Annotated in this window: 24 protein-coding genes; 9 read left to right on the plus strand and 15 right to left on the minus strand. The window is 67.1% G+C overall.

The window, feature by feature from the left end; genetic code table 11:
* Positions 1-71: 71 nt before the first annotated feature.
* The 5 genes from ACFRAH_RS12600 to ACFRAH_RS12620 all read right to left on the minus strand — a co-directional run bounded on the left by ACFRAH_RS12600 (position 72) and on the right by ACFRAH_RS12620 (position 3,511).
* Positions 72-506, minus strand: a complete 435-nt coding sequence (locus ACFRAH_RS12600; RefSeq protein ID WP_377991218.1) for a low molecular weight phosphatase family protein — start codon at positions 504-506, stop codon at positions 72-74.
* Positions 507-561: 55 nt separating this feature from the next.
* Positions 562-1,914 carry an FAD-dependent oxidoreductase gene (locus tag ACFRAH_RS12605; RefSeq protein WP_377991219.1) on the minus strand — a complete coding sequence of 451 codons (1,353 nt, stop codon included), beginning with the start codon at positions 1,912-1,914 and terminating at the stop codon, positions 562-564.
* Positions 1,915-2,061: 147 nt separating this feature from the next.
* Positions 2,062-2,466 carry an arsenate reductase ArsC gene (locus ACFRAH_RS12610; RefSeq protein ID WP_377991220.1) on the minus strand — a complete coding sequence of 135 codons (405 nt, stop codon included), beginning with the start codon at positions 2,464-2,466 and terminating at the stop codon, positions 2,062-2,064.
* A complete protein-coding gene (locus tag ACFRAH_RS12615; protein ID WP_377991221.1) occupies positions 2,463-3,164 on the minus strand; it encodes an aquaporin in 702 nt (233 codons plus the stop codon). Before ACFRAH_RS12615 ends, ACFRAH_RS12610 begins: the two co-directional genes overlap by 4 nt.
* A complete protein-coding gene (locus ACFRAH_RS12620; protein ID WP_377991222.1) occupies positions 3,161-3,511 on the minus strand; it encodes a metalloregulator ArsR/SmtB family transcription factor in 351 nt (116 codons plus the stop codon). The genes ACFRAH_RS12615 and ACFRAH_RS12620 overlap by 4 nt, the downstream gene beginning before the upstream one ends.
* Positions 3,512-3,630: 119 nt before the next feature.
* Here ACFRAH_RS12620 and ACFRAH_RS12625 point away from each other — a divergent pair, with 119 nt between their 5' ends.
* Positions 3,631-4,041, plus strand: a complete 411-nt coding sequence (locus ACFRAH_RS12625) for a hypothetical protein (RefSeq protein WP_377991223.1) — start codon at positions 3,631-3,633, stop codon at positions 4,039-4,041.
* Between the two features lie 24 nt (positions 4,042-4,065).
* Here the strand turns inward: ACFRAH_RS12625 and ACFRAH_RS12630 are convergent, their stop codons facing one another.
* A complete protein-coding gene (locus tag ACFRAH_RS12630) occupies positions 4,066-4,662 on the minus strand; it encodes a TetR/AcrR family transcriptional regulator (RefSeq protein WP_377991224.1) in 597 nt (198 codons plus the stop codon).
* Between the two features lie 155 nt (positions 4,663-4,817).
* On the opposite strand from ACFRAH_RS12630, the gene rox reads away from it, so the two are divergent.
* Positions 4,818-6,248, plus strand: a complete 1,431-nt coding sequence (rox, locus tag ACFRAH_RS12635) for a rifampin monooxygenase (RefSeq protein WP_377991225.1) — start codon at positions 4,818-4,820, stop codon at positions 6,246-6,248.
* Positions 6,249-6,254: 6 nt separating this feature from the next.
* Here the strand turns inward: rox and ACFRAH_RS12640 are convergent, their stop codons facing one another.
* Complete coding sequence (locus ACFRAH_RS12640) at positions 6,255-6,896, minus strand: LysE family translocator (protein WP_377991226.1); 642 nt, start codon at positions 6,894-6,896, stop codon at positions 6,255-6,257.
* 144 nt (positions 6,897-7,040) lie between these two features.
* On the opposite strand from ACFRAH_RS12640, the gene ACFRAH_RS12645 reads away from it, so the two are divergent.
* From ACFRAH_RS12645 to ACFRAH_RS12655, 3 genes are all read left to right on the plus strand, one after another.
* Positions 7,041-7,685, plus strand: a complete 645-nt coding sequence (locus ACFRAH_RS12645; RefSeq protein WP_377991227.1) for a GntR family transcriptional regulator — start codon at positions 7,041-7,043, stop codon at positions 7,683-7,685.
* Positions 7,686-7,811: 126 nt separating this feature from the next.
* Positions 7,812-9,236 (plus strand): dihydroorotase family protein, encoded by a 1,425-nt coding sequence (locus ACFRAH_RS12650; RefSeq protein ID WP_377991228.1) that lies wholly within the window; start codon positions 7,812-7,814, stop codon positions 9,234-9,236.
* A 56-nt stretch (positions 9,237-9,292) separates the two neighbouring features.
* On the plus strand, positions 9,293-10,768 hold the full coding sequence (locus ACFRAH_RS12655; protein ID WP_377991229.1) for an NCS1 family nucleobase:cation symporter-1: 1,476 nt from the start codon (positions 9,293-9,295) through the stop codon (positions 10,766-10,768).
* A gap of 97 nt (positions 10,769-10,865) precedes the next feature.
* Here the strand turns inward: ACFRAH_RS12655 and ACFRAH_RS12660 are convergent, their stop codons facing one another.
* Positions 10,866-11,237: a type II toxin-antitoxin system HicB family antitoxin gene (locus ACFRAH_RS12660; RefSeq protein WP_377991230.1), complete on the minus strand. Its 372-nt coding sequence runs from the start codon at positions 11,235-11,237 to the stop codon at positions 10,866-10,868.
* Between the two features lie 15 nt (positions 11,238-11,252).
* Entirely contained in the window at positions 11,253-11,441 is a 189-nt protein-coding gene (locus ACFRAH_RS12665; protein ID WP_377991231.1) for a hypothetical protein, read from the minus strand.
* A 195-nt stretch (positions 11,442-11,636) separates the two neighbouring features.
* Between ACFRAH_RS12665 and ACFRAH_RS12670 the strand changes: the two genes are divergently transcribed.
* Complete coding sequence (locus ACFRAH_RS12670; protein ID WP_377991232.1) at positions 11,637-13,112, plus strand: hypothetical protein; 1,476 nt, start codon at positions 11,637-11,639, stop codon at positions 13,110-13,112.
* Positions 13,113-13,188: 76 nt separating this feature from the next.
* On the opposite strand, the gene ACFRAH_RS12675 is transcribed toward ACFRAH_RS12670, so the two are convergent.
* The 3 genes from ACFRAH_RS12675 to ACFRAH_RS12685 form a co-directional block, all read right to left on the minus strand.
* Positions 13,189-14,436 carry a S1C family serine protease gene (locus tag ACFRAH_RS12675; RefSeq protein ID WP_377991233.1) on the minus strand — a complete coding sequence of 416 codons (1,248 nt, stop codon included), beginning with the start codon at positions 14,434-14,436 and terminating at the stop codon, positions 13,189-13,191.
* A gap of 146 nt (positions 14,437-14,582) precedes the next feature.
* Positions 14,583-15,251, minus strand: a complete 669-nt coding sequence (locus tag ACFRAH_RS12680; protein ID WP_377991234.1) for a DedA family protein — start codon at positions 15,249-15,251, stop codon at positions 14,583-14,585.
* 159 nt (positions 15,252-15,410) lie between these two features.
* Complete coding sequence (locus tag ACFRAH_RS12685) at positions 15,411-16,235, minus strand: sulfurtransferase (RefSeq protein WP_377991235.1); 825 nt, start codon at positions 16,233-16,235, stop codon at positions 15,411-15,413.
* A 230-nt stretch (positions 16,236-16,465) separates the two neighbouring features.
* Between ACFRAH_RS12685 and ACFRAH_RS12690 the strand changes: the two genes are divergently transcribed.
* Positions 16,466-17,974, plus strand: coding sequence for a hypothetical protein (locus ACFRAH_RS12690; RefSeq protein WP_377991236.1), 1,509 nt, complete (start codon positions 16,466-16,468; stop codon positions 17,972-17,974).
* Between the two features lie 33 nt (positions 17,975-18,007).
* Here the strand turns inward: ACFRAH_RS12690 and ACFRAH_RS12695 are convergent, their stop codons facing one another.
* Together ACFRAH_RS12695 and ACFRAH_RS12700 are read right to left on the minus strand one after the other, a co-directional pair.
* Positions 18,008-19,495 (minus strand): NCS1 family nucleobase:cation symporter-1, encoded by a 1,488-nt coding sequence (locus tag ACFRAH_RS12695; protein ID WP_377991237.1) that lies wholly within the window; start codon positions 19,493-19,495, stop codon positions 18,008-18,010.
* Positions 19,496-19,607: 112 nt separating this feature from the next.
* Complete coding sequence (locus ACFRAH_RS12700; RefSeq protein ID WP_377991335.1) at positions 19,608-19,838, minus strand: hypothetical protein; 231 nt, start codon at positions 19,836-19,838, stop codon at positions 19,608-19,610.
* 307 nt (positions 19,839-20,145) lie between these two features.
* Here ACFRAH_RS12700 and ACFRAH_RS12705 point away from each other — a divergent pair, with 307 nt between their 5' ends.
* Together ACFRAH_RS12705 and ACFRAH_RS12710 are read left to right on the plus strand one after the other, a co-directional pair.
* Positions 20,146-20,832, plus strand: a complete 687-nt coding sequence (locus ACFRAH_RS12705; protein WP_377991238.1) for a hypothetical protein — start codon at positions 20,146-20,148, stop codon at positions 20,830-20,832.
* A 949-nt stretch (positions 20,833-21,781) separates the two neighbouring features.
* A complete protein-coding gene (locus ACFRAH_RS12710) occupies positions 21,782-22,093 on the plus strand; it encodes a hypothetical protein (RefSeq protein ID WP_377991239.1) in 312 nt (103 codons plus the stop codon).
* A 12-nt stretch (positions 22,094-22,105) separates the two neighbouring features.
* Here the strand turns inward: ACFRAH_RS12710 and ACFRAH_RS12715 are convergent, their stop codons facing one another.
* Positions 22,106-24,307: a S8 family serine peptidase gene (locus ACFRAH_RS12715; RefSeq protein WP_377991240.1), complete on the minus strand. Its 2,202-nt coding sequence runs from the start codon at positions 24,305-24,307 to the stop codon at positions 22,106-22,108.
* Positions 24,308-24,530: the final 223 nt, after the last annotated feature.

The following is a 24,530-nucleotide window of genomic DNA, read 5'->3' on the forward strand; positions in this document are numbered from 1 at the left end:
GTCCTGGGCGGGCAGGCCACGCTGCCGAGATTCACAAGATTCACCGGATTCACCGACATTCACATGGAGCGTCAGTTCCCGTTGAGCTCCGCATGGAGCTTCTGGACGCGGGCCCTGATGTCGTCCCGGAGCAGGCGCATGCGCTCCATGCCTTCGATGCCGCGCTCGGAGGGCTCGTCCGTTTCCCAGACCTCGAAGCGGGTGCCCGCGTGGGGCTCCAGCTTGGCTTCCGTTCCCAGCACCACCACCACGTCGACGGCGTCCAGCACCTCGTCGGTGACGGGCTTGGGGTGCTCGCCGGAGATGTCGACGCCGAGCTCGGTCAGGCACTCCACGGCCTGCGGGTTAAGGGACGTGCCGGGCTTGGTGCCTGCCGAGTAGACGGTGACGTCCCCGCCGGCGAGCTGGTTCATCAGCCCGGCGGCGAGCTGGGATTTGCCGCCGTTCTTGCTGCAGACGAAGAGCACGGACGGGGTCTTCCGGGTGCCGGGTGTTTCCTGGGCCATTAGATTATTGGTTCCTTTGCGGGTTATTCGATCAGGTGGGCGGAAGGGGCCTGGGTCAGCTTATGCCGGAGCGGCCGTGGGTCAGACCGGTGGGGAACCCGACCAGCACCGGTTCCGGTGCGGCGCAGCAGGATTCCCCGGCTCCGTCAGTGGTGTCGGGGATGTTCGTGGAGCAGACACCGGTTTCGGGGAGTTCAAGTTCGACGGCGTCCGCGGCGGCGGCGTCCCCGGCCAGGGCGGCGGCGACGGAGCGGACCTGCTCGTAGCCGGTGGCCATGAGGAAGGTGGGTGCGCGGCCGTAGGATTTCATCCCGGCCAGGTAGAAGTCCTTCTCCGGCTGGGCGAGGATCCCGGCGCCGTGGGCCGGGACGGTGCCGCAGCTGTGGAAGTCCGGATCGATGAGCGGGCCCAGCGCCTTGGGCGCGTCAACCGCGGGGTCAAGGTCCAGCCGCAGCTCGGAGAGGATGGCCAGGTCCGGCCGGAACCCTGTGGCCGGGATGATCCTGTCGACGGCGACGCTCCGGCCGTCGGCGGCGTGGACCGTCACCGTTCCGCCGTCGGTGGATTCGAGGCGGCTGGTCTGGAAGCCTGTCAGGAGCCGGACGGCGCCGGTGTCGACGGCGGCGCGGAGCCGGGCGCCGAGCTGACCGCGAGCGGGCAGCTGGTCGGCGTCCCCGCCGCCGTAGGCGCGTGCCGGCGTCGCGGCGCGGATGGCCCACAGCACTTCGGTTCCGGGGTTGGCGCGGGCCAGGCGCGCCAGGTCAAGGACCATGTTCGCGGCCGAATGCCCGGACCCGATGACCAGGGTGCGGCGGCCTGCGAACCCGTCCCCGGACACGTCGGGCAGCGGGCCGGTGACCAGCCCGGCGGCCCTGGCCTCAACCTCTCCGGGGGCGGGCAGCCCAGAGGAACCGAGGGGCGCCGGCGTGGTCCAGGTTCCGGACGTGTCGATGACGGCCCGGGCAAGGACTTCGGTGACGTCGCCGCCGGCGTGCCGGATCTGCAGGAGGAACGGGGCCTGCTCGCGGCCGAGGCCGCGGCCCTTGTCCATCCCCTGCCGGGTGACCGCCACGACGCGGGAGCCGGTGCGGATCCTGCCGCTGAGTTCAGGTGTCGCGGCCAGCGGCTCGAGGTAGTCCCCGACGATCTGGGCGCCGTAGGGCAGCGCGGTGGGGCGGGGCGCCTCCCAGCCCGAGCGTTCCAGGAGGCGCACTGCGGCCGCGTCGAGGTTGTACTGCCAGGTGGAGAACACCCGGATGTGGCCCCATTCGCGCATCGCGGCGCCAACGGTATCACCGGCTTCGAGGACCAGCGGCTCCAGACCCCGCTCGAGAAGGTGGGCGGCCGCGGCCAGGCCGACGGGTCCGGCGCCGATCACCGCGACGGGAAGGTTCGTCGTCGAATCCATGCTGTCCTCTTCCGTGTGTACATATGGCAGGTCAATTCGGGCGGTCCGGGCGGCCGGGACTTAGCAGCAGTCCTGTCCGTCGTCACAGCAGTTGTCGTCACAGCAACCGGTGCTCATGCGTGTCACCCCCTCCCCTGGCGGGTTTGTTCAGGCCGGGGCCAGGGAGGCGATCAGCGCCTCGACGCGGGTCTTGATCTCGTCGCGGATGGGACGCACGGACTCGACGCCCTTGCCGGCCGGGTCCTCCAGGACCCAGTCCTCGTAGCGTTTGCCCGGGAAGTAGGGGCACTCGTCGCCGCAGCCCATGGTGATCACGACGTCGGAGTCCTGCACTGCCTCAGTGGTGAGAACCTTGGGGATCTCTGCGGACATGTCGATCCCCACCTCGGCCATGGCTTCGACCGCTGACGGATTGACCTTCTCCGCGGGCTGGGAGCCGGCGGAGCGGACCTCGATCGCGCCCTGCGAGAGGGTGGTGAGGAACGCCGCGGCCATCTGGGAGCGTCCGGCGTTGTGGACGCACACGAACAGGACTGAGGGCTTCTGGCTCATGAGAGCACCTTTCGGTCAGCCGCGGCGACGGCGGAGGTTGCGAGGGTGGGGTAGAGGAAGCGGACCAGGACGTATCCGACGGCGCCGCCGGCCAGTTGCGCGAGGATGAATGCCGGGGCCGACGACGGCGCGATGCCGGCAAAGCTGTCAGTGACGGTTCTGGCTATTGTCACCGCGGGGTTGGCGAAGCTGGTGGAGCTGGTGAACCAGTACGCGGCGGTGATGTAGCCGCCGACGGCGAACGCCACCCGGTCAGCCCTGCCGGACCTGACCGTGCCGAAGACCACCAGCAGCAGCCCCACCGTGGCGATGACCTCCCCCAGCCACAGCCCCTCACCGGTCCGTTCATGGGTGGAGAACGTGACCGCATCGAGGCCGAACATCACATTCGCCACAACGGTGCCGGCCAGCCCGCCCAGGATCTGCGCGCCGATCAGGACCGCCGCGGTTCGTGTGTCGAGCATGCCCAGTGCCCGCTCAACCAGGGTCACCACCGGGTTGAACGACGCCGAGACCGGCTGCAGGGCGACGATCAGCGCCACCAGAGCGGCGCCGGTGGCGAGGCTGTTCTGCAGAAGCTGCAGCCCGACGTCGTCCGGGGACAGCCGGGAGGCCATGACGCCGGACCCGACGACGGCCATCACCAGGAAGGCCGTGCCGATGAACTCGGCCAAGGCCCGGCGTGCCAAGACGCTCACTGGGCCTGTCCCCCGATCAGTGCCGCGAGGTTCTGCAGCGCCTCGGTCCGGGCACGGTAGTACACCCAGACACCGCGCTTCTCACGGTCCAGCAACCCGACCTCGTGCAGGAGTTTCAAGTGGTGGCTGATGGTCGGCTGCGACAGTTCGAAGGCGTCGTTCAGGTCGCAGACGCAGGCCTCGCCGCCCTCGTGCGAGGCGACCAGGGACACCAGCCGCAGCCTGACCGGGTCGGCCAGCGCCTTCAGCAACGGGGCGATCTGCACCGCCTCGTTCTCGGACAGGGGCTCCCGCGCCAGGGGCGAGCAGCAGGCGACCGTCTGGACCGGGGTCAACTCCAAAGACATAGACACATGTAAATATTCACACTCATCTATGTCTTAGGCAACCCCCGGCCCACCCCGTTTCCCGAACTGTTCACTTGCAAGCTCTCGTCAGCCGCCGGCCCCGCGAGTACCTTTGAGCCATGACTAGGGACTTTGACCTGGAGTCGGAAGAGTCGCAGGAAATCGCGGATGATCCGCGCCGGATTGGGTACTGGTTTTTCAGGGCGCTGCACGACAGGGCAAGGAACCTGGACGACTTGCACATGATCGTGACCCCGGAGTCCCGGCCGATGTGGGGATCGTTCGAGATCGCGGCTGCCCTGCTGGACTGCATCGAAGACCCCGGCATGCTCCAGGAGGCCGTCTACGCCCACGGGGACCTGGACGTCTGCTACATGCGTGTTGTCCGCGAAGCCAGGGAGCACACACCGGCCGCAGCGCTGGATGACCCGCTGCTGATCACGCTCGTGTGGCGGCCGGACCACGGCCGGTGGATGGTGCACCACTTCGGCGACATCGTGCACCCGGACAGGGTGCCCCGCGGGGCTTAGGCGAAGCTGCAGGCGGAGCCCCGGCTACGGCCGGTGGTCTTCCATGAGCAGGCCGGCCATGGCCTTGGCGCGGGCAGCGGCATGGGCGTCCCCTTCGGCCGCAGCGACCATCGCCCCCTTGATAAGGATGTGGATGGACCAGGCGAAGTCGTTCGGATTGTCGAGGCCAGCGGCTTTCGCGAGGTCGGCGATCTGCTCCCGCGTCCTCTCCAGGTACCGGATGCTCGCTTTGCCGAGAGGGTGGTCCGGGCCCATCTCCATCATCACGTGCAGGAAGGAGCTGACCTGGACCGCGCCCTGGCGGAACCAGTCGTCGAAGACGTCGAAGATGGTCAGCATGGCTGCCCCGCCGCGGGTCCCGCGCCGGGCGATGGCGTCCTCGATCGCAGCAGTGCGTTCCTGGTACCACTGTTCGAGGAAGGCCAGGACGACGTCGTCCTTGGAAGGGAAATGCCTGTAGAAGGTTGCCTTGGCCACCCCTGAGGCACGGATCAGCTCGTCCACCCCGACATCACGGATCCCCCGCCGGGCAAACAGATCGTAGGCGGCGGCAACGATTTTCTCCGACGGACTGCTCGCCGCAGGACGCACTGGCTCTTCGGTCCCGTCTGAGGTCTGCACAATCCGGATATTACACGAGCAGGTTGGGAACAAGACCGACCGTTCTTTCTAGGGCTCGCATTTTCAGGATATCGCCCGCCAGGGGGCTTGCCGCAAGGCCCCCACCGTCGGCCAGAATGGTTGGCCGCGCATAGTTTTCTGAATGGGGGTTTCACATGTTCGACGTGATCATCAGCGGCGGCGGGCCGACGGGGATGATGCTGGCCAGCGAGCTGCGGCTGCACGGCGTGGACGTGCTGGTGCTGGAGAAGGACGCTGAACCAAGCCAGGCCGTCCGCTCGCTGGGCCTGCACCCGCGCAGCATCGAGATCATGGACCAGCGCGGGCTGCTGGACCGGTTCCTCGCGCAGGGGAAGCAGTATCCCGGCGTCGGCCGTTTCGCAGGGATCGAGAAACCCCTGCCGGAAAACCTGGACACCGCACACGGCTACATCCTCGGCATCCCGCAGCCGGTCACCGACAGGCTGCTGGCCGAGCGTGCCGCCGAGCTCGGGGCGCAGATCCGCCGCGGCTGCGAGGTGACGGGAGTTGAGCAGGACGACGACGGCGTGAGCGTCGGGATTGCCGACGGCACCCAGGTGCGGGCCAAGTGGGTGGTGGGATGCGACGGCGGGCGCAGCCTGGTGCGCCGGGCGCTCGGCATCGGTTTCCCCGGCGACCCCGCCACCACCGAGTGGATCCACAGCGAGATAGAGGTGACAACACCGCCCGACGAGCTGGCCGCCGTCGTGGAAGAGGTGCGCAAGACCCACCGGGGGTTCGGCGTCGGCCCGGCCGGGAACGGGCTGTACCGCGCCGTGGTGCCGGCGGCCACCGTGGCGGAGGACCGCACGGTCCCGCCCACGCTGGAGGAGCTGAAGACCCGGCTGCGGGCCTACGCCGGCACCGACTTCGGCGTCCATTCACCGCGCTGGCTGACCCGCTTCAGCGACGCCACCCGGCTGGCCGAGCAGTACCGCGCCGGCCGGGTGTTCCTCGCCGGCGACGCGGCGCACGTCCACCCGCCGCTGGGAGGCCAGGGCCTGAACCTCGGCATCCAGGACTCGTTCAACCTCGGCTGGAAGCTCGCCGCCGAGGTCAACGGCTGGGCGCCGCAGGGGCTGCTGGACACCTACCACGCCGAGCGCCACCCGGTTGCCAGAGACGTCCTGACCATCACCCGCGCCCAGAGCGAACTGATCTCCCCCCAGCCCGGACCCCAGGCCGTGCGCCGCCTGCTGGCAGAGCTGATGGACTTCGAGAATGTCAGCCGGTTCCTGGCGGAGAGGATCAGCTCCACCGGGATCCGCTACGACTTCGGCGGCGGGCCCGAGCTGCTCGGCAAACGGCTGCGCGACATTCCGCTGTCACGCGGCCGGCTCTACGAGCTCACGCGCGACGGCCGCGGACTGCTGCTGGACCAGACCGGCGGACTGTCCGTGGCAGGGTGGACGGACCGGATCGACCACGTCACGGACGCCAGCGGGGAACTGGATGCGCCCGCGGTCCTGCTCCGGCCGGACGGCCACGTCGCCTGGATCGGTGACGACCAGGACAGCCTGCTCCGCCACCTGCCGGTATGGTTCGGGGCCGCGTCCGGGAAGTAAAAGCGGCTAGCTGCTCGCGCCGGAGGCGACGACGCCGGCACCGAGGGCGGCGATGATGCCGCTGCTGACGCGTTCGACGCCGGTATTCACCTTGGGGCGCCGCAACCACCCCATCGCCTTGTAGGCGATGAGCGCGACGACGGCGAGGTAGGCGAACCCGATGACCGCTTCCACCGCACCCAGGATCAAAGCCGTGCCCATGGTGTCGCCGCCCTGCGGAATGAACTGCGGAACGACCGCCAGGTAGAAGAGGCCAACCTTGGGGTTGAGCAGCGTGGACAGCGCCCCGGCGCCGAAGCCGGCGAGGTTGCTGTAGCGAAGCGCGTTTCCTTCCTTGCCGCCCTCGAGGCCCGCCCTCGCTGCCTTCCGCGTCTTCAGGAACGAGGATATGCCGAGGTAGAGCAGGTAGAGGCCGCCTGCGATCTTGACCCAGCGGAACACCTCCGCGGACTGCTCCAGGATTGCCGCGAGTCCGACGCCGACAAGGGCGGCCCACGCGATGGCGGCAACCGCCGAGCCCGCCGCAGCCGCAATCCCCGCGCTGGGCCGGTTCAAGGCGATGCGAAGCACCAGGAACGTGTCCGGTCCGGGCGTGATGGACAGAATCAGGCACAGTCCGGCAAAGGCCGCGAGCGAGGCGAGGGTCATGGTGAGGATTATCCCTGAAAGCACCCTCTTCAGTCACAAAAGAAATCTATTGACGTCCAGCATGTGATCCCCGACACTGGTTTTGGGATCCCAAAACGGTATCCCAAAGCGGTATCCCAAAAAGCTCACTCAGAGGTAGACACCATGGGTACTTCAGCTGAAATCGATGACCGGCCGTTGCGGGAAAGCGTCCGTGACACCATCCGCAACCGGATCTTTGAGGGGCACTATGCCCCGGGCACGAGGCTTGTTGAGCGCGATCTCGCCGACGAGTTCAACGTCTCCCGGCTGCCCGTCAGGGAGGCCCTGCGCATGCTCCGGCAGGAAGGGATCGTCACGGAGCGGGCGAACTCGCGGGGAATGGTTGTCAGCAGCCTGACACCCGAGCAGGTCGCGGACCTGTTCGACGTGAGGCTGGCACTTGAGGTGCTGGCGAGCGAACTGGCGGCCGCACGGGCCACGCGCGAAGAACTCGCGCACCTGAATTCACTCCTGGACACGGCCCAGGAGTGCCTGGCGGCAGGGTCAATCCGCGAAGCCCACGCCGCAAACAACCAATTCCACGACGCCATCACCGACATGGCCCGCAACGAGTTTCTGCGGGGCGCGTTGGAGCCCCTTCAAGGGCGGATGCACTGGCTGTTCCGGTTCGCGACCGACCTGCCTGAGCTGATCCGCGAGCACCGAAGACTCTACGAAGCCATCGCCAGCGGCGACCCCGCCCGCGCAGGCATCGCCTCCAGGGAACACATCCAGAAGTACCGCAAGGACTACTACCTGCACCACTAAAAGCCCCGGATATTCGGGACGGTCCGCTGCCATCAAGCGACCGGCCCTCCGATCAGTGCACCCAAAAACCAGTGCACCCAAAAACCGCCGCCGGCGGACAGTTACAACTCATCACAAGGACATTCCATGCAAGATTTGCCAGATCTCGTCATCTCAAATGCCACAGTGGTCAACGCCGACGGCCGCACGGGCGCGCATGTGGTGGTCACGGGCGGAAAGGTTGCGGAGCTCATTGACGCCGCTCATCCGGTGCCGCCGGCATCCGTCACTGTCGACGCCAACGGGCGCCTGCTGATCCCTGGCGGAGTGGACGGCCACTGCCACGTCGCCCAGGTGACCGGCAGGTACCGCACGCTGGACGATTACGCCGTGACGTCGTCGGCCGCGCTCTGGGGCGGGACCACCACCATCATCGACTTCGGCATCCCGCGGGACGCCGCGGAAACCCCGCTGGAGGCGGCGCGCAACAAGATATCCCTGGCCAGTGAATCGCGCTGCGACGTTGGCCTGCACGCCTCCGTGGTCGCGTGGGACGAGACCGTTCCCGCCCAGCTGGAAGAGCTCGCCGCGCTGGGGATCCGCTCCGTCAAGATGTACACGACGAACCGCGGGTCCACGATGGCGGACAACGACACCATCCTGCGCGTCATGAAGGAAATGGTCCGGCTCGACGGTCTCACCTATATCCACGCCGAGCACGACGCCATCATCACCGACTGCACCGCCGAGCACGCCGGCCGGGGCGAGATCGGCATCCGCCACCTGCACCAGACCCGCCCGGAACTCGCCGAGGAAATCTCCGTGAAGGAAACCCTGGCCATGGCGGAATACACCGGAGCGCCTGTGTACTTCGTCCACCAGTCCACACCGGGGGCTGTCGACCTGGTGACCGGGGCCCGGATGGACGGGCTCGCCGCCTATTCCGAGACCTGTCCGCACTACCTGACCCTGGACGAGAACGTGTACGGCGAAAACTTTCCGGAATGGTACGCCTGCTGCCCTCCCATGCGCAGCCCGGAAACCGTCGCGGCGCTCAAGGAACGGGTGCTGGCCGGCGCCATCCACACCGTTGCCTCCGACCATTCCTGCTACGACCTCTCGCAGAAACTCGAACGCAGCGACGACATCCGGCAGATGCCCCATGGACTCCCCGGCGTCGAAACCAGGATGCCCGTCACCTTCACCACCATGGTGTCGCCGGAGGGGCACGGCATTGAACGCTTCGTGGAGGTGTTCTCCGCCGGACCGGCCCGCATCAACGCGCTCCGCGGCAAAGGGGTCATAGCGCCGGGTTTCGACGCCGATCTGGTCCTCGTCGATCCCGCCGAAGCGAGGACCGTGTCAGGTGCCGCCCTGCACATGGGCACCGACTTTTCGCCGTTTGAAGGAAAGTCCCTGCGGGGCTGGCCCCAGCTGGTGGTTTCCGCCGGACGGATCGTCCTGGATGACAACGGATTCCACGATCCCGGCCCCGTGGGCCGCTTCCTCAAACGGGACGGATTCCGGGAATCCCTCGAAGCGCCGGCGGAACTGCAGGCCGCGTCCCTTTAACCCAAAACCCAACCCCCAAAACCCACCCACACACAGTGTTTGACAAAGGAGTCATCATGGAAAGCAGCCACGAGTCGCTGGCCGCGCTCGATCCATCGGGCCGGCTGTACAACGAGGACCTCGCCCCCGCCACGGAGCGGAAATGGACCTCATACAGTTTCTTCGCCGTCTGGATGTCGGCGATCCACAACATCGGCACCTACACCTTCGTCGCGGGCCTGTTCGTCATCGGCCTCACCGGCTGGCAGGTCCTGGCGGCAATCCTGATCGGAACCGCGATCCTCTTTTTCGGCATGAACTGGGCCGGGAAAATGGGCCAGCAGACAGGCGTCCCCTTCCCGGTCATGGCGCGCATCAGCTTCGGAATCTGGGGCGCCAACATCCCGGCACTCATCCGGGCCGTCATCGCCATCTGCTGGTACGGGATCCAGACCTACCTGGCCTCCATGGCCGTCGTCGTCCTTCTTTTGCGGATCGACCCTGACCTGCAGCAGTGGCAGAACCAGAGCTTCCTTGGCCTCTCGCTCCTGGGCTGGGCCTGCTTCATCCTCCTCTGGATCCTTCAGCTCGTGGTCATCACCCGGGGCATGGAAGCCGTGCGCCGCTTCCAGGACTGGGCCGGTCCGATTGTCTGGGCCGTCATGCTGGGCATGGCCGTCTGGCTCTTCAGCCTGGCAGGCTGGAACATCCCGATGGACCTGTCCATCAACCCGCTGGCCGGCGGGGATGCAACCCGCGGCGTGCTGACCGGAGCCTTCCTGCTCGTCGCAACGTACGCCACCATGCTCCTGAACTACTGCGACTTCACCCGCTTCGCCAAGTCGGCGAAGTCGGTGGTCCGCGGCAACTTCTGGGGCATTCCGGTGAACTTCGCGGCATTCGCGGCCATCAGCATCACCATGACCATCGGCACCGTCGTCGCCTTCGGTGAAGCCATCACCGATCCGGCACTGATCCTCGCCAAGGTGCCCGACACGTTCGTCCTGGTCCTCGGCGCCTCGATGTTCATCGTGGCCACGATCGGCGTGAACGTGGTCCTGAACTTCGTCTCCCCCGCCTACGACCTGGCCAACGTCTGGCCCAAGCGCATCAACTTCAAGCGCGGCGGCATCATCAGCGCAGTGCTGGCCCTCCTGGTCATGCCGTGGAACCTGTACTCCAACCCCGTCGTCGTCAACTACTTCCTGGGCGGCCTGGGAGCCTTCCTCGGACCGCTGTTCGGCATCATGGCCGCCGACTACTTCCTCATCAACCGCGGCATCGTGAACATCAAGGAGCTTTACCGCTCGGACGAGAACGCGGAGTTCTTCTTCCGGAAGGGCGTCAACCCGAAAGCCATCGCAGTGTTCATCCCGACGGCGGCCCTCGCCGCCGTGATGGCGCTCGTTCCCGCTTTGGGCGCCGTGGCAGCCTTTGCCTGGCCCGTGGGACTGGTCACCGCCGGGCTGAGCTACTTCTTCGCCATGGGCGGCCAGAAGAAGCTGCCCACGGTGGCCGACGAAGCCGAAGCCGTGCTCGAAGCAGCCGAGTGACGGACCGGGCGCCTGTGATGAGGCAGGAGAATTAGCCGCGACCGACCAGAAGAGAGCCGGGACATAACTGTCCCGGCTCTCTTCGTATCCCTTGCACTTAACCGGCGATCAATCGTTCAGTGAGATACCTGTTCAACGAAACGCCCTGCTCCTGAGCAGAGATAGCCAACTGCCTATGTTTTTCGGGCGACACACGGACCTTGAGGTTTCCGCTGTACTTGCGCTCAGCGAAAGGCAAAGGGATCTCTTCGCCATTCTCCGCCATGTCTGCCACCACTTCTTGCAGCAGGCGTTCAAGTCCGCGAAGCGCCTCTTCCTTGTCAGTATCCAGCCAGGAAAGGGATGGGAATTCAGTAACTGTAGCTACGTACTCTTCGTCTTCCGGCGACCAGGCAACAGAGTAGCGATAGTGCGCCACAAGTGATGCTTTTTTTGCTTTAGACTCAAGCTTTCCGAGATCGTCCCCCATGAATCAATGGTTCCACTACTGGAACCACTGAGCAAGTCCGGCCTTGTCCGCTGCGAACCCGGAGGTCACACAGGCCGCCGCGGCCCCGGCGGTGAAGTCCGACGACGACCCGGACGTTTTGTCCTGAACGGACAGTTCGAACTGGCCAAGGGAGGCAGAAGCCCCTGAGCCGCTGAGGCACCACATCCGAGTGGCAGCAACCACTTAAGCCGCCCGCCCAAGTACCCGGCCCACGCAACCGGGTGCACGGCGCAGGAAACTCGAGTACCTGCCACGGTTGTCCGGCATTCCGCGCCCCGGGTAACTTGCCGTGTACTGGTCGTCGAAAACTGGCCACTGTCGCCGAGCAGCTCTATCGGATTGAACCCACCCGGTTCAATGACACTGGAGCGCGGAATAATGAAACAACTGTTCAGATTTGGTGTGGTGGGGGGTGCCGCGGCGTCTCTGATTGCGGCGCTGGCGGTGGGGGCCGTCCCGGCCCAGGCGGCGTCGTGCACGCCAGGAACCCCTGCCCCGGTCAGCACCCTTCCGGGAACAACGGTGATGGCCAACAACTTCGAGTCCGGGACGCTGGACGGTTTCACGTCCACCACCGGCGGTACGGGAACAACGGAAATCTCCTCGGTCCAGGCCCACTCGGGGACCTGCGCCGCCTTCCTGCATGCCACCCTTGATCCGGGCTCCGTCGCCAACCTGTCGGCACCCCTGCCGGCGGGTACCACGACGGCCTATGGGGATGGCTGGTTCAACATCACCCAGGCCGGCGAGCTGGGCAACGATGTCCCGTATCTCCGGTTTTTCTCCGGCGGCATCCGGGTGGCCGACGTCTACCGGTACAACAACAACGGGGAGCTCTGGCTCCGCGTAACCGCACCTGACGGGACCTCCGTCTTTACCCGCCTGGTCGCCGCCAGCATCCCGCTCGGCACGTGGCACCACGTGGCCATGCGGACCACCGCGAACGGCACCGGGTCAACCGTGGAGGTGTGGTTTGACGGCGCACTGGAGTACTCCAACAGCCACGTAGCCACCGGGGCCACCACCCTGGACAAGGTCCAGCTCGGTGCCGAACACAACCGCCAGATGGGCGACAGCTACGTCGACGACATCGTCATCAAGGCCTCCGCGCAGGCCGCCGCCACCCCGTCCATCCGCAGTGCCGCGGACGTCCTGGCGGTGGGTCCTGACGGCACCCTGTGGGACTACCCGGCCTCGGGCCAGGGCACGCTGCAGGCCCGGCAGAAGATCGGCATCGGCTGGGCCGGGCTGGCCAAGGGGTTCGTGACGGACTGGAACAGCGACGGCGTCCAGGACATCGTCGCGCAGTGGAAGGACGGCCGGCTGAGCTTCTACGCCGGACGGCCCGCCGGCGGATTCGTCGCGGCCAAGGCCATCGGCACCGGCTGGGGCAGCTACCACGTCACGGTCGGCCGCTGGCGCAAGACCGACCAGTTCCCCGGCATCCTCGCCTACGACGCCGCCGGCACCCTCTGGTACTACGGCAACAGCGCCGGGTCATCGCTCTCCACCCGTGTCAAGACAGGCGCCGGCTGGGGCGGCCTGTACCTCACCATGACCGACTTCGACCAGGACGGGGCGCAGGACATCCTGGCCAAACGCAGCGACGGCACGCTCGCTCTTTACCGCTCCACCGGAGCCGGCGGCTTCGTCTCCGAGGCCAGGCGCACGGTGGGCAGCGGGTGGAACAGCATCAACAGCATCACCCCCGTGGCCGGATTCACCACCGGAAGCTCGGGACTCATGACCCGGCTCACCGACGGCCGGCTCGCCCACTACCCCTTCAGCAAGGGACTCTGGGGAGCGCGGACCATCGTCGGCGCCGGCTGGAGCACCTACAACATCCTGCGGTAGAACCGGCAAAGGCCAAGGGCGCCGCTCCCCCATGGAGCGGCGCCCGGTCTGTGTGCACAGGCTGGCCGGGGTCCGTTTACGACGCCGCGTCCAGCGTGATGTCCGCGGACTGCTCCTGGCCGCCGCGCCGGAAGGTGATCTTCACGGTGGACCCGGCCGCCTGCTCGCGGGCGGCCGCCGTCAGCTCGGAGGCGTCGGTGACGGTCCGGCCGGCCAGGCCGGTCACCACGTCGCCGGCCTGCAGCCCGGCCTTGTCCGCCGCTGACCCGGAGGTCACCGAGGCCACCTCGGCGCCGTCGGTGAAGTCCGACGACGACCCCGACGTTTTGTCCTGGACGGACAGTCCCAGCTGGCCATGGGTCGCCTTCCCCGTGGAGATGATCTCCTCCGCCACCCGCTTCGCCTGGTTGATCGGGATGGAGAAGCCGACGCCGATGTTGCCGCTCTGCGTCGACGAGGACGACGACGATCCCGCGGACGCGATCGCCACGTTGACGCCGATGATCTCGCCCTGCGCGTTCACCAGGGCGCCGCCGGAGTTGCCGGGGTTGATGGCCGCGTCCGTCTGGATGACGTTGATGCTGATGGAGTCCTGCGCGGAGGCCGAAACTCCGGACTGGGACGAACCGAACGGTGAGGTCCCGCCCTGGGAGGAGGAACCGCCGTCGGACGTGGCGGAGGACGCCGTCTCGATGGTGCGGTTCACGGCGGAGACGATCCCGTCCGTGACGGTGCCGCTGAGACCCAGGGGCGCGCCGATGGCGATGGCCTTGTCGCCGACGTTGACCGCGCCGGAGTCGCCGAGGGTCGCGGGGGTCAGCCCGTCGGCGTCAATTTTGATGACGGCCAGGTCGGAGAGCGGGTCGGTGCCCACGACGGAGGCTTTGTAGACCTTCCCGTCGTTGGTGCGGACCTCGACGGCGGCATCCGCGGCCGCCCCGTCAAGGGTCACCACGTGCGTGTTGGTGAGGATGTGGCCCTCCGTGTCCAGGATGATGCCCGAGCCGGTGCCTCCGGAACTGCCCGAGCTGACGCTGATGGTCACCACGCTGGGCGAGGCCTTTTGCGCGGCGGCCGTGACGGCGTTGACGCTCTGCGTGTTGTTGACGATCACCGGGCTGATCGCTGCCCCGGCCGTGCTGGTGGTCTTGGCCGGGGCGCTGTGCAGCACCGCCGAGGTGCCGGTGGCCACCCCGCCTCCCAGGAGTCCCGCCGCCACCAGGCAGGTGACGAACACCGCCGGACCAACCCGCTTCCTGTCCCGGCGGCGGGAGGCCTGAACATCGGTGTGGGCAACAGGGGTGGGGCGGGTCTCCGTGTGCATGGCTGGCTCCTCAGGCGGTACCGCTCCGACCGTTCCGGAGCTTTCCCCCTAATCCTGTCCACCGCGGCTTTGGCGCTTCTGTCCCGATGCTGTGCTGCGGCTGTGAGAGCGGAAGACGCCCGCCAAGTAGACCGCAGGCCGGCAGGTCAGCGGGCCTCAGCCTTCTTGTTGCGGCGGTGTTTGAGGTACTCGACGCCCCACGGCAGCACGGACACCAGCACCATGACGACGGCGATGACGTCGATGTTCTTGGCCACGATCTCAAAGTGTCCCAGCCACGTGCCGAGCAGCGTCACGGAGGTCGCCCACGCCACGGCGCCGACGATGTTCCAGAGCGTGAACGATTTGTACTCGTAGCGGGCGATGCCTGCGGTCAGCGGTGCGTAGGTCCTGATGATGGGAACGAACCGGGCCAGCACGATCGCCGGCCCGCCGTGGCGCCGGAAAAAGTCCTCGGTTTTGTCCAGATGGGAGGTTTTCAGGATTCTTGCGTCGTCCTTGAACCAGCGGCGGCCGAACTTCCGCCCCAGCATGTAGCCCACCTGGTCCCCGCCGACGGCGGCCGCGGCGATGACGCCGATGAGCACCGGCAGCGCCAGATTCAGCTGCTGGTGCAGCAGCCCCGCCGTGAAGAGCAGGGAGTCGCCGGGCAGGAACGGGAAAAGGACACCCGATTCGATGAAGATCATCAGGGCGATCACGGAAAGGGTTGCCGGCCCCAGGCCCTGGAGCAGGGCGGCCGGATCCAGCAGGGACGTGATCCCGGGCGTGGACGCAGCGGCAGGGGCGAGGGCAAGGGCGTGCAGTGTGAGCATGGTGGTGGCTTCCTGGGAAAAGGCACCCAAGTAACTCGCAGTTGTTGTCGTTTTGAGGGTTCAAAACGACAACAACTGCCAGCCAGTTGGGAGGGGCTGCGACCTCACTGTCGCCTCACTCCACTGTCGCTTCTGTACCTCCGAATATCCTGTGAGTCCTCAGACGGTCGCCACCGGGAGGTCGACGGCGTGCGAGTACTGTGACCAGCCACCCACAAATAGCCTGCCGCGGCCCAGGCCCAGATGCTCGAGCACCAGCAGGTTGTGGCAGGCCGTCACACCGGAGCCGCAGTAGCTCACTATTTGGTGCGCCGAGTCGATGCCCGCCCGCTGGAAGTTCCCCAGCAGCTGCGCCTCGGACAGCAGCTGGCCGGCCGGGTCGAGGTTCCTGCGGCACGGCACGTTCCGCGCCCCGGGGATGTGGCCGGGCCGAGGGTCCACCGGATCGTGCTGGCCAAGGTACCGGTCGCGGTTGCGGGCGTCCACCACCTGGAACGCGGGGCTGGTGGCGTCGCCGATGTCAGCCAGCAGGTGCTCCGGCCAGGGCCGGTCCGTGAAGGTGGAGCGGACGGTGGCCGGGGCCTCCGTTTCCAGCGGGCCGGCGTAGGATGCGATGCCGCCGTCCAGGACGGCGGCGTGGCGGCCGGTGGCCCGGAGCATCCACACCAGCCGGGCAGCGATGACGCCGCCGGCGTCGTCGTACGCCACCACAAGATCAGAGTCCCCGATGCCGCACTCCCGCATGCCCTCGGCAAACACCGCGGGATCCGGCAGCGGGTTCCGTCCCTCGTCCGGCGAGGCCGGCCCGGACAGCCACCGGTCCAGGTCCACGAACACGGCGCCGGGCAGGTGGCCCCTGCTGTACGCGTCCCGGCCGGAGGCGCCGTCGAGGTACCAGCGCGTGTCCGCCAGCACGATCCGCCGGTGCTGCCCGGCGCACCAGTCGAGATTGACGAACGGAGGGATCAGGCGGTTCTCTTCCATCAGCACAGCCTAGGCCCGCATCTTGCATTTCGAGACCGGCGTTTCAGCATGCGGACCGGACCCTGGCCCAAGTAGTGCCAGGAACGGGACAGAAAAGTCGGGTACCGGCCACGCTTGTTCGGCCAACAGTTCCGCGACTAGGTTGCCGTGTAATGGTCCTCGCGGACCCCACCTGTCTTCGAGGCCTCCACGTGCCTGGACCCTGTGTTCAGCCGACCTTGGAGTGCGCAATGATGAAGCAGCTCTGCAGGCTTGGCGCCGTGGGCGCCACCACGGCGTCCCTGGTTTGCGCGCTGGCGCTGGGAGCCGCCCCGGCCCAGGCGGCAACCTGCCAGCCAGGAACCCCCGCCCCGGTCAACAGCCAGCCGGGAACGGTGGTGATGGCCAACAATTTCGAATCCGGCACGCTGGCCGGATTCACGTCCACAACGGGAGGCACCGGAACCGCTGCCGTCTCCTCGGACCGGGCCCATTCAGGGACCTGCTCCGCCTTCCTCCATGCCACGGCTGATGCGGGTTCGATCGCCAACCTGTCCGCGGCCCTGCCGGCGGCCACGGCGACGGCCTTCGCCGATGGCTGGTTCAACATCACCCAGGCCGGCGTTGCGGGCAACGACGTCCCGTACTTCCGGTTCTTCTCCGGCAGCCTGCGCGTGGCCGACATCTACCGCTACAACTCCAACGGGCAGCTCTGGCTCCGCGTCACCTCCCCCACCGGCGCGTTTGTCTATAACCGGCTGGTCTCTTCATCCATCCCGCTCAGCACCTGGCACCACGTGGCCATGCGGGTCACCGCGAACGGTCTGGGCACCGACGTGCAGGTGTGGTTCGACGGGACTTCCGTGTTCTCCAGCAACCAGGTAGCCAGCACGGCCACCACGCTGAGCGCGGTCCAAATCGGTGCAGAACACCTCAGGCAGATGGGCGACACCTATATTGACGACCTCGTCATCAAGTCCGGCACCGAGTCCACCCCCACCCCGCCCGTCCCCAATCCGCCCAGCACCACCTCATCCATCCGCAGCGCCGCGGACGTCGTGGCGGCCGATTCCGGCGGCGTGCTGTGGGACTACCCGGCCACCGGCGGGGGCGGGTTCTCGGCCCGGCAGCGGATCGGCGTCGGTTGGTCCGCACTGGCCAAGGGGTTCGTGACGGACTGGAACAGCGACGGCGTCTTCGACATCATCGCGCAGTGGAAGGACGGCCGGCTGAGCTTCTACCCCGGACGGGCCGGCGGCGGATTCACCCCGGCACGGGCCATCGGCACCGGCTGGGGCGGTTACCACATCACGGTCGGCCACTGGCGCAAGACCGACCAGTACCCCGGAATTCTCGCTTACGACGCCGCCGGGACCCTCTGGTACTACGGCAACACCGCCGGGTCGTCACTGTCAGCCCGGACCAGGACCGGCGCCGGCTGGCGAGGCCTCTACCTCACCATGACCGACTTCGACCAGGACGGGGCGCAGGACCTCCTGGCCAAGCGCAGTGACGGCACCCTCGTGCTCTACCGGTCAACGGGCGCCGGCGGTTTCGTTTCTGAAGCTAGGCGCACGGTGGGTGCCGGGTGGAACAGCATCAACAGCATCACCGCCGTCGCCGGATTCACCACCGGAAGCTCAGGGCTGATGAGCCGGCTCACCGACGGCCGGCTGGCGCATTACCCCTTCAGGAAGGGCGTCTGGGGCCCGCGGGCCATCGTCGGCGCCGGCTGGAGCAGCTACAACATCCTGCGGTAGGACCGGCAACGGCCCCCAAACAGCCCACGGAGGTCAGAGTTTCCGCCCCGGCTGGACCTGCAGGGCGGCATCCGCTTCGATTTCGGCCTCGGTTGCGGCCGCGACCGAGGCGGCCAGGGTCGTGTCGTGGCGCGAGATCAGGTAGTGCACCGCGGCAGCGAGCGCGGCTCCGATGAACCAGGAGAAGGCCGACAGGGCGCCAAAGACAGGGACAAGCGCAAAGATCACCGCAGGGACGGCCGAGACGAGGAATGAAATGTCGGCCTTGCGGTTCCAGCCGCCCGTGTAGGTGTAATAGCCCTGCTCAGTGAAGAGGTCCGGCACCAGCACATGCTGTCTGCGGAGCACGTAGTAGTCCACCATGATGATTCCGAACAGAGGACCGAGCAGCGCACCGAGCCCGCCCAGGAAGAGGTTGATCACCACCGGGCTGTTGAACAGGTTCCAGGGCGTGATGACCAGGGCGATCATTGCGGCGATCAGGCCGCCGCGCCGGAAGTCGATCTTGGAGGGCCAGACGTTCGCCAGGTCGTAGGCCGGGGAGACGAAGTTCGCCACGACGTTGATTCCCAGCGTCGCGACGGCGAAGGTGACCGCGCCGAGCAGAAGGGCCCAGATGCTGTCGATCCGTCCCACAATCTCCACGGGGTCGTAGATGTGCTCGCCGTAGACCTTGAAGGTTCCGGCAGTAACGACGACGGACACCACCGAGAAGGCTATGAAGTTCACCGGCAGCCCCCACAGGTTCGCCGTGCGCACCGCCTTGCGGGATGGTGCGAAGCGGGAGAAGTCGCAGAAGTTGAGCATCAGGGTGGAGAAGTAGGTGACGGTCAGGGCGACGGCGGCAAAGAAGGCGTGCGTGGTGCCCCACTGCGCAACCCCTCCCGGCAGGTCCAGGGACACGTTCCAGCCCGCGTTGACCAGGATGTAGATGACCAGGAGGCCCATCACCACCCACACGGCCGGGCCGGCCCAGTCCTGGAACCGCCGGATGGTCTCCATGCCGTTTCGAAGCAGCAGCAGCTGAAGCGACCACATCAGCAGGAAGGCAAGCCAGCCCAGGGTGGATTCACCCAGGAAGTTGTTTTCCGTCAGTCCCTTCAGGTCGGGCCAGATCTTCAGGGCGATGATGATGACGGCGCGCGAGGCCAGCCAGGTCTGGATGCCGTACCAGGCGATGGCCACGAGTGCACGGATCAGGGCCGGCAGGTTGGCTCCGAATGTTCCGAACGAGATCCGCGCGAGTACCGGGTAGGGGACGCCGGTCTTCTGCCCTGCGTAGCCGGAGAAATTCATCAGGAAATAAACAAGAATGATCCCCACCACCAGGGCGAGGAAAACCTGCCAGGCCCCGAGGCCCAGGGCGAAGAGTCCGGCGGCGAACGTGTATCCGCCGAGCGAGTGGATATCCGACATCCACATCGCGAACAGCGAGTAGAAACCCCAGGTGCGATGTTCGGCCGGTGCGAGGTCCTCGTTGTACAGGCGTGTGCTGGCACCGGGGGGAATTGTGTGAGACATCGAATCTTCACTTCCCAACTTCCGCGTTGTGAAATTTAGAGTCTGAATCTTCTGCAGCTGTGCAGCAGCGCAGCCGGCACTGCTAATCTACTCCGATTTCCCAGGCAGTGGCCTATAGCGTCGGTGCCGGATTCTCGCCATTGGCAACCGCTTCGATCCAGTCCACGGCTTCGTCGGTGAGCCGGGGTCCGGCCGCTGACTCGCCGGCCCACCACCCGGGCCCGGTGGCGCCGCCGGTGACCGACAGGATGTCGGATGCGACCGGTGGCGCCAGCGGTTCCCCGTTGTGCGCCATGAGCCAGTCCCGGGTTTCTGCGCTGACCTGTGGCCACCAGTCCGACATATTCACGAGCTCAGTGTCGCGCCTGCGAACTGGAAGATAAAGGTGTGCGGGTTTGTGGGGCACTGGAACAGCCCGGCGGCTTCCGTTCACAGCGGCGGTCACAGAATTGGCCTGCCACTGCGGGCCAATGTAACGTTTGTATCACCGGTTGGCGCACACGCCGGCGAGAGCATCTTGGATGCCGCTTCGTGTGGTAAGTCCCGCGGGGGCAGTGGCCTTGGCTTTGCCTCAGGCCGTGCCCCACTTTCGGGCAGGATGTTTCCGAACGGCCTGCCCGTTTCGCACCCCCGAAGAGGATTTTGTTCTCATGCGCAGGAAATGTCTGCTGTCTGTTGCCATGCTCTCGATTCTGCTTGCCACATCGGCGTGTACGGCAGGTACCCCCGCCCAGGTGTCATCCCCGCAGCCCGCAGGCTCCGCGGACGCGACCCTCGCCGGTGCAGGCGCCACCGGGGGCAGCTCCCGTGCCGGCGCTGGCTCCGAAAAGGGGCCGGAAATCGGGATCTCCCAGTGGAATGCGGCCGCGGCCGCCAAGTCCGCCAAGTCCCATGCGGCAAAGGCCGTGGCGACTGCAGCAGCCAAGACCAAGGTGGGTGCAGCAGCGGAGGACAAGTCAGCCAAGTCAGCCGCGGCGGACTCCCAGGCAGCCGCCAAGGCTGCGGCGGCTCAGACCGCGGCGGCCAAAGAAGCCACAGCCGAGAAAGCAGGCAAAGCTGCCGCGGCCAGGAAGGCCGCAGAGGCCGCCGCCGCCGAGAAGGCAGCAAAGGCCGCCGCCAAGAAGAGCCCGGCCCCGGTCCCGGCCAAGACACCGCCGGCAGGCGACGGCATGAGGCACGTCACGCCCGTCCCTGTTGCTCCCAAACAGGCACCTGCACCCGTTCAGTCGGCATCCCCGGAAGAATCAGACACGAAGGCTCTCGACATCGCGCCCGGCACGCACATCCACCTGCCTGACGTCCTCTCGGGCATCACGGTCGACGGGCTGCTTCCCTAAGAAAGTAGCGGCTGACGGCGGCGGGGCCACAGCTGTACGTTCGCGCTCGGTGGTCATCCGCGGCCGCTGCCGAGGTCAGCAAGGTGGTGTCGGATTCGCTTCGGCCCACCGCTTGTATGCGCTCTGGCGGCTGAATCCGGCGGCTCGGCCTATGGTGGCCCAGGATGCACCAGCAGCTCTGGCGTACGCCACCATTGAGTCCAATCGTTCACTCGCTTGGTCGCATTCGTTTGCGGCCTCCTTCACCGCGGCAAGCGCAGCGGCTGCAATTGGATCCCGCGGCGGGAGGTGGGCCTTCCAGTCATGGTGGACCGCATACTCAATCCCTCGGGAGGCATACGGGATGTTGTTATTGGAAATCTTGTCCTGGCTCCCGCGGACATCGTCATCCGCCGGGTTAGCATCTTGCTCGCAAAGCCTGCCGCGCCACCCACAGCTGCATGCCCCGCGCCAGCCTGTTATTTCCTTCTCTGGCTCCCCATCCTGATCGGATATATAGGCCGCCAGCATTCCTCCAGCGCCGGCTGAGGAGGACGAGCGGTTGCCCGCTGCGACGAGCTCGATCCAACCCTCGTGCTGGCGGTTCTCAGAGAACCAACCCATGTTGGCACCCTTTCCTGCGATGATCGACCGAGGCGGTTTCCGCAGATGCGCGGAGACCGCTTCCTTTTATTGGATCTGATCAATAGCAGCGAGCCATCAATAATGACCTGAGCTCGTGGGGTTAACCATTACCCCGCCCCTTTCAGTGTGGTCAATGAAAGCTGGGTAGAATCACGATACTCGCAAATGCAGGAGCTGAAAAGATGCAATTGTCAATTCAGCCAGCACCGCTTTCTTTATGAGTGGCTTCTCATCCATTAGACGTTTATGAGAGATTTCGCAGCAACAGAGAACTAAAGCGGGACAGCCCCGCATCCTCGGCTGCTAAGCGTGGTCACGGGCGAAGATGAGCACCAGCCTGTTGCCCGTCAACGCGCCAATCGACTCTGTGAACACCGATGACAAAGTTGAGATCCCATCCGACACGGCCATAGTATGCCCCGTCACTAAAGGCACTTGCTGGCAGAACTTTGTCCTCGCGCATCCGGCCAGGGCATTTCAGTCCAATCCCGAATCCGTTTTGGAATCGACGGACACCTCCGAGCGTGCGATTTCCGGACAATTCACGCGGAAAAATCTGCTGTCCGGCGCGGCTGGAAAGTCACAGCAGGGGGCGTCGCGGCGGGGCCACAACTGTACGTTCGCGCTCGGTGGGTGAGGGCGCTGGTGGTTAGTTCCAGCCGCTGCCGGCGCCGGTGCGGCCGGAGAAGCCGCCCACGCCGTTGCCCGGGTAGAGCCAGAGCGCGCCGTTGGTGTCCACGGCCAGGACGTCCGTCTTGGCGTCGCCGCTGTAGTCGCCGCGGCCGGTGATGGTGCCCATGGAGTTCCAGCCGGAGCCCACCGGGACCTTGGCGCCGAAGCCACCGCGGCCGTTGCCGGGGTAGCGATACAGGACGCCGGCGGCGTCGCGGGCCAGCAGGTCGGCCTTGCGGTCACCGGTGATGTCGCCGGGACTCAGGATGGCCGTCATCGGGTTCCAGCCCGAGCCCACCTTGGTCCGGGCGAGCCAGCCGCCGCGGCCGTTGCCGGGGTACAGCCAGAGGGCGCCGGTGGTGTCGCGGGCCAGCACATCCGCGCGGCCGTCGCCGTTGATGTCGCCTGCGCCGGCGATGACGGTGAACCCGTTCCAGCCCGAGCCCACCTTGGTCCGGGCGAGCCAGCCGCCCGCACCGTTGCCCGGGTACAGCCAGAGGCCGCCCGAGGCGTCGCGGGCCAAGACGTCAGCGCGCCGGTCGCCGTTGAAGTCGCCGGGGGCAACCAGGGACGTGAAGCCGTTCCAGCCGGAGCCCACCTGCTTGCGGGCCAGCCAGCCGCCGCGGCCGTTGCCGGGGTACAGCCACATGAAGCCGGAGTTCTCCCGGGCCAGGACGTCAGCCTTGCCGTCGCCGGTGAAGTCGCCCGCGGCGAGGACCGTGGTGAAGTGCAGCACCGCACTGGCGGCATCGAGCCGGCCGGCGCCGCAGCCCTGCGGGCAGCCGCCGGTCATGGGCCGTGCGGTGCGCTTAAGGCGGGCTTCGACGGCGGCGGGTGTCGCCGTCGGGCCCATCTGGGCCATGAGCAGGGCAGCTGTGGCCGAGACGTGCGGTGCCGCGGCGGACGTGCCCTCAGCGAAGAAGTACGCTTCGGTGCCGAAGGTCTGCGCGCCGTCGTTCAGGGTGGAGAGGATGCCGTTGGGCACACCGCTGTCCGCCTGGTTAACGTCGGTGGGCGTCATGTCGCCGCCGGGGGCGGTGATGTCGACGGCGGGTCCAAAGTTGGAGTACGGCGCCAGGGCGCCGGTGCGGCCGCTGGCGGCGACGGCGATGACGTTCCGGCAGTTGGCGGGGCTGGAGGTGGAGGCCTGCGCCATCTCGTTGCCGGCTGCTGCCACCACCACGGAGCCGCGGGCGGTGGCGGTGTCGATGGCGCTCTGGAAGGTCTGCGAGCAGGCTTCCGTGCCGCCGAGGCTCAGGTTGATCACGCGCGCGGGGTTGGGGTTGGCCGGGACGCCGTCCACCGCGCCGCCGGAGGCCCAGACGATGGCGTCGGCGATGTCGGAAAGCTGGCCGCCGCAGGGACCCAGGACGCGGACGGGCAGGATCTTGGCCTTCGGCGCGATGCCGGCGATGCCTTCGCCGTTGTTGGCGGCGGCGGCGATGATGCCGGCCACGTGCGTTCCGTGCCAGGAGGACGACATTTCCGCCGAGCCGCTGGCGCACTGTCCGGCGGCGGACCAGTCGCCCTCGTCCGTCGCGTCGGGGTCGCGGCCGTCGCCGTCGCGGGCGTCGCCGGCGTCGGTGATCATGTCGTAGCCGGGCAGCCAGTTCGCGTTCAGGTCCACGTGGCTGGTCTTGCCGGTGTCGATCACGGCCACCACCTGGCCGGCGCCCTGGGTGACGTCCCAGGCGCGGGTGGCCTTGATGCCGCCGGTTTCGGCGGACAGGTTCCACTGCCAGGGGAAGAACTGGTCGTTCGGGTCCGCGAACTTGGCCTGCAGCTTCACGTCCGGCTCGGCGTAGGCCACGGCGGGATCGGCGCGCAGCGACGCGAGCAGCTTGTCGGCGTCGCCCTCCCCCAGTTCCTTGCTGGTGCGCACCACGCGGGCACCGCTGGCCGTGGCTCGCACGTCCTTCGCGGTGGCGCCGAGCTTGGCCGCTGCACGGCCGAAGGACTGCGCGCGGAGCGCGGAGCCGGAGCGGGCCGGGTCCTTGAACTTGACGATGAACTGGTCGGTGGGCGGGGTGGACACGGACGGCCGGCGCGGGATGGACGGCAGGTGGGGGTCGCCGTCGGCCGCTGAAGCGGAAGGCACCACGAGGGCCGATGCCACCAGGCCGGCGATGCCGGCGGACATGATGGCAGCAGAGAAACGTGTTCGGCGCTTAAGAGACATCGAGACCATCCTGTGCGGCGCCGCTCAGCCGCTGGTGCCGGGACGCAGTTATGAGGGCGCGGCCCCCGCCGCGTTCAGGACGAGTCTAGCGGCAGTGACCTCGGGCACGGTATCAGGGAACCGGCCTTCCCGAAATAGTTATGCAGGCGCGACTTGGTTACCAGGGTCTCCCCGGCGCAGGGATATCCGGCTGGCTAGGGCGGCATCAGAAATGAAAGAGGGT

Source organism: Arthrobacter sp. NPDC056727 (genome assembly GCF_042790555.1).
Lineage (GTDB): Bacteria > Actinomycetota > Actinomycetes > Actinomycetales > Micrococcaceae > Arthrobacter.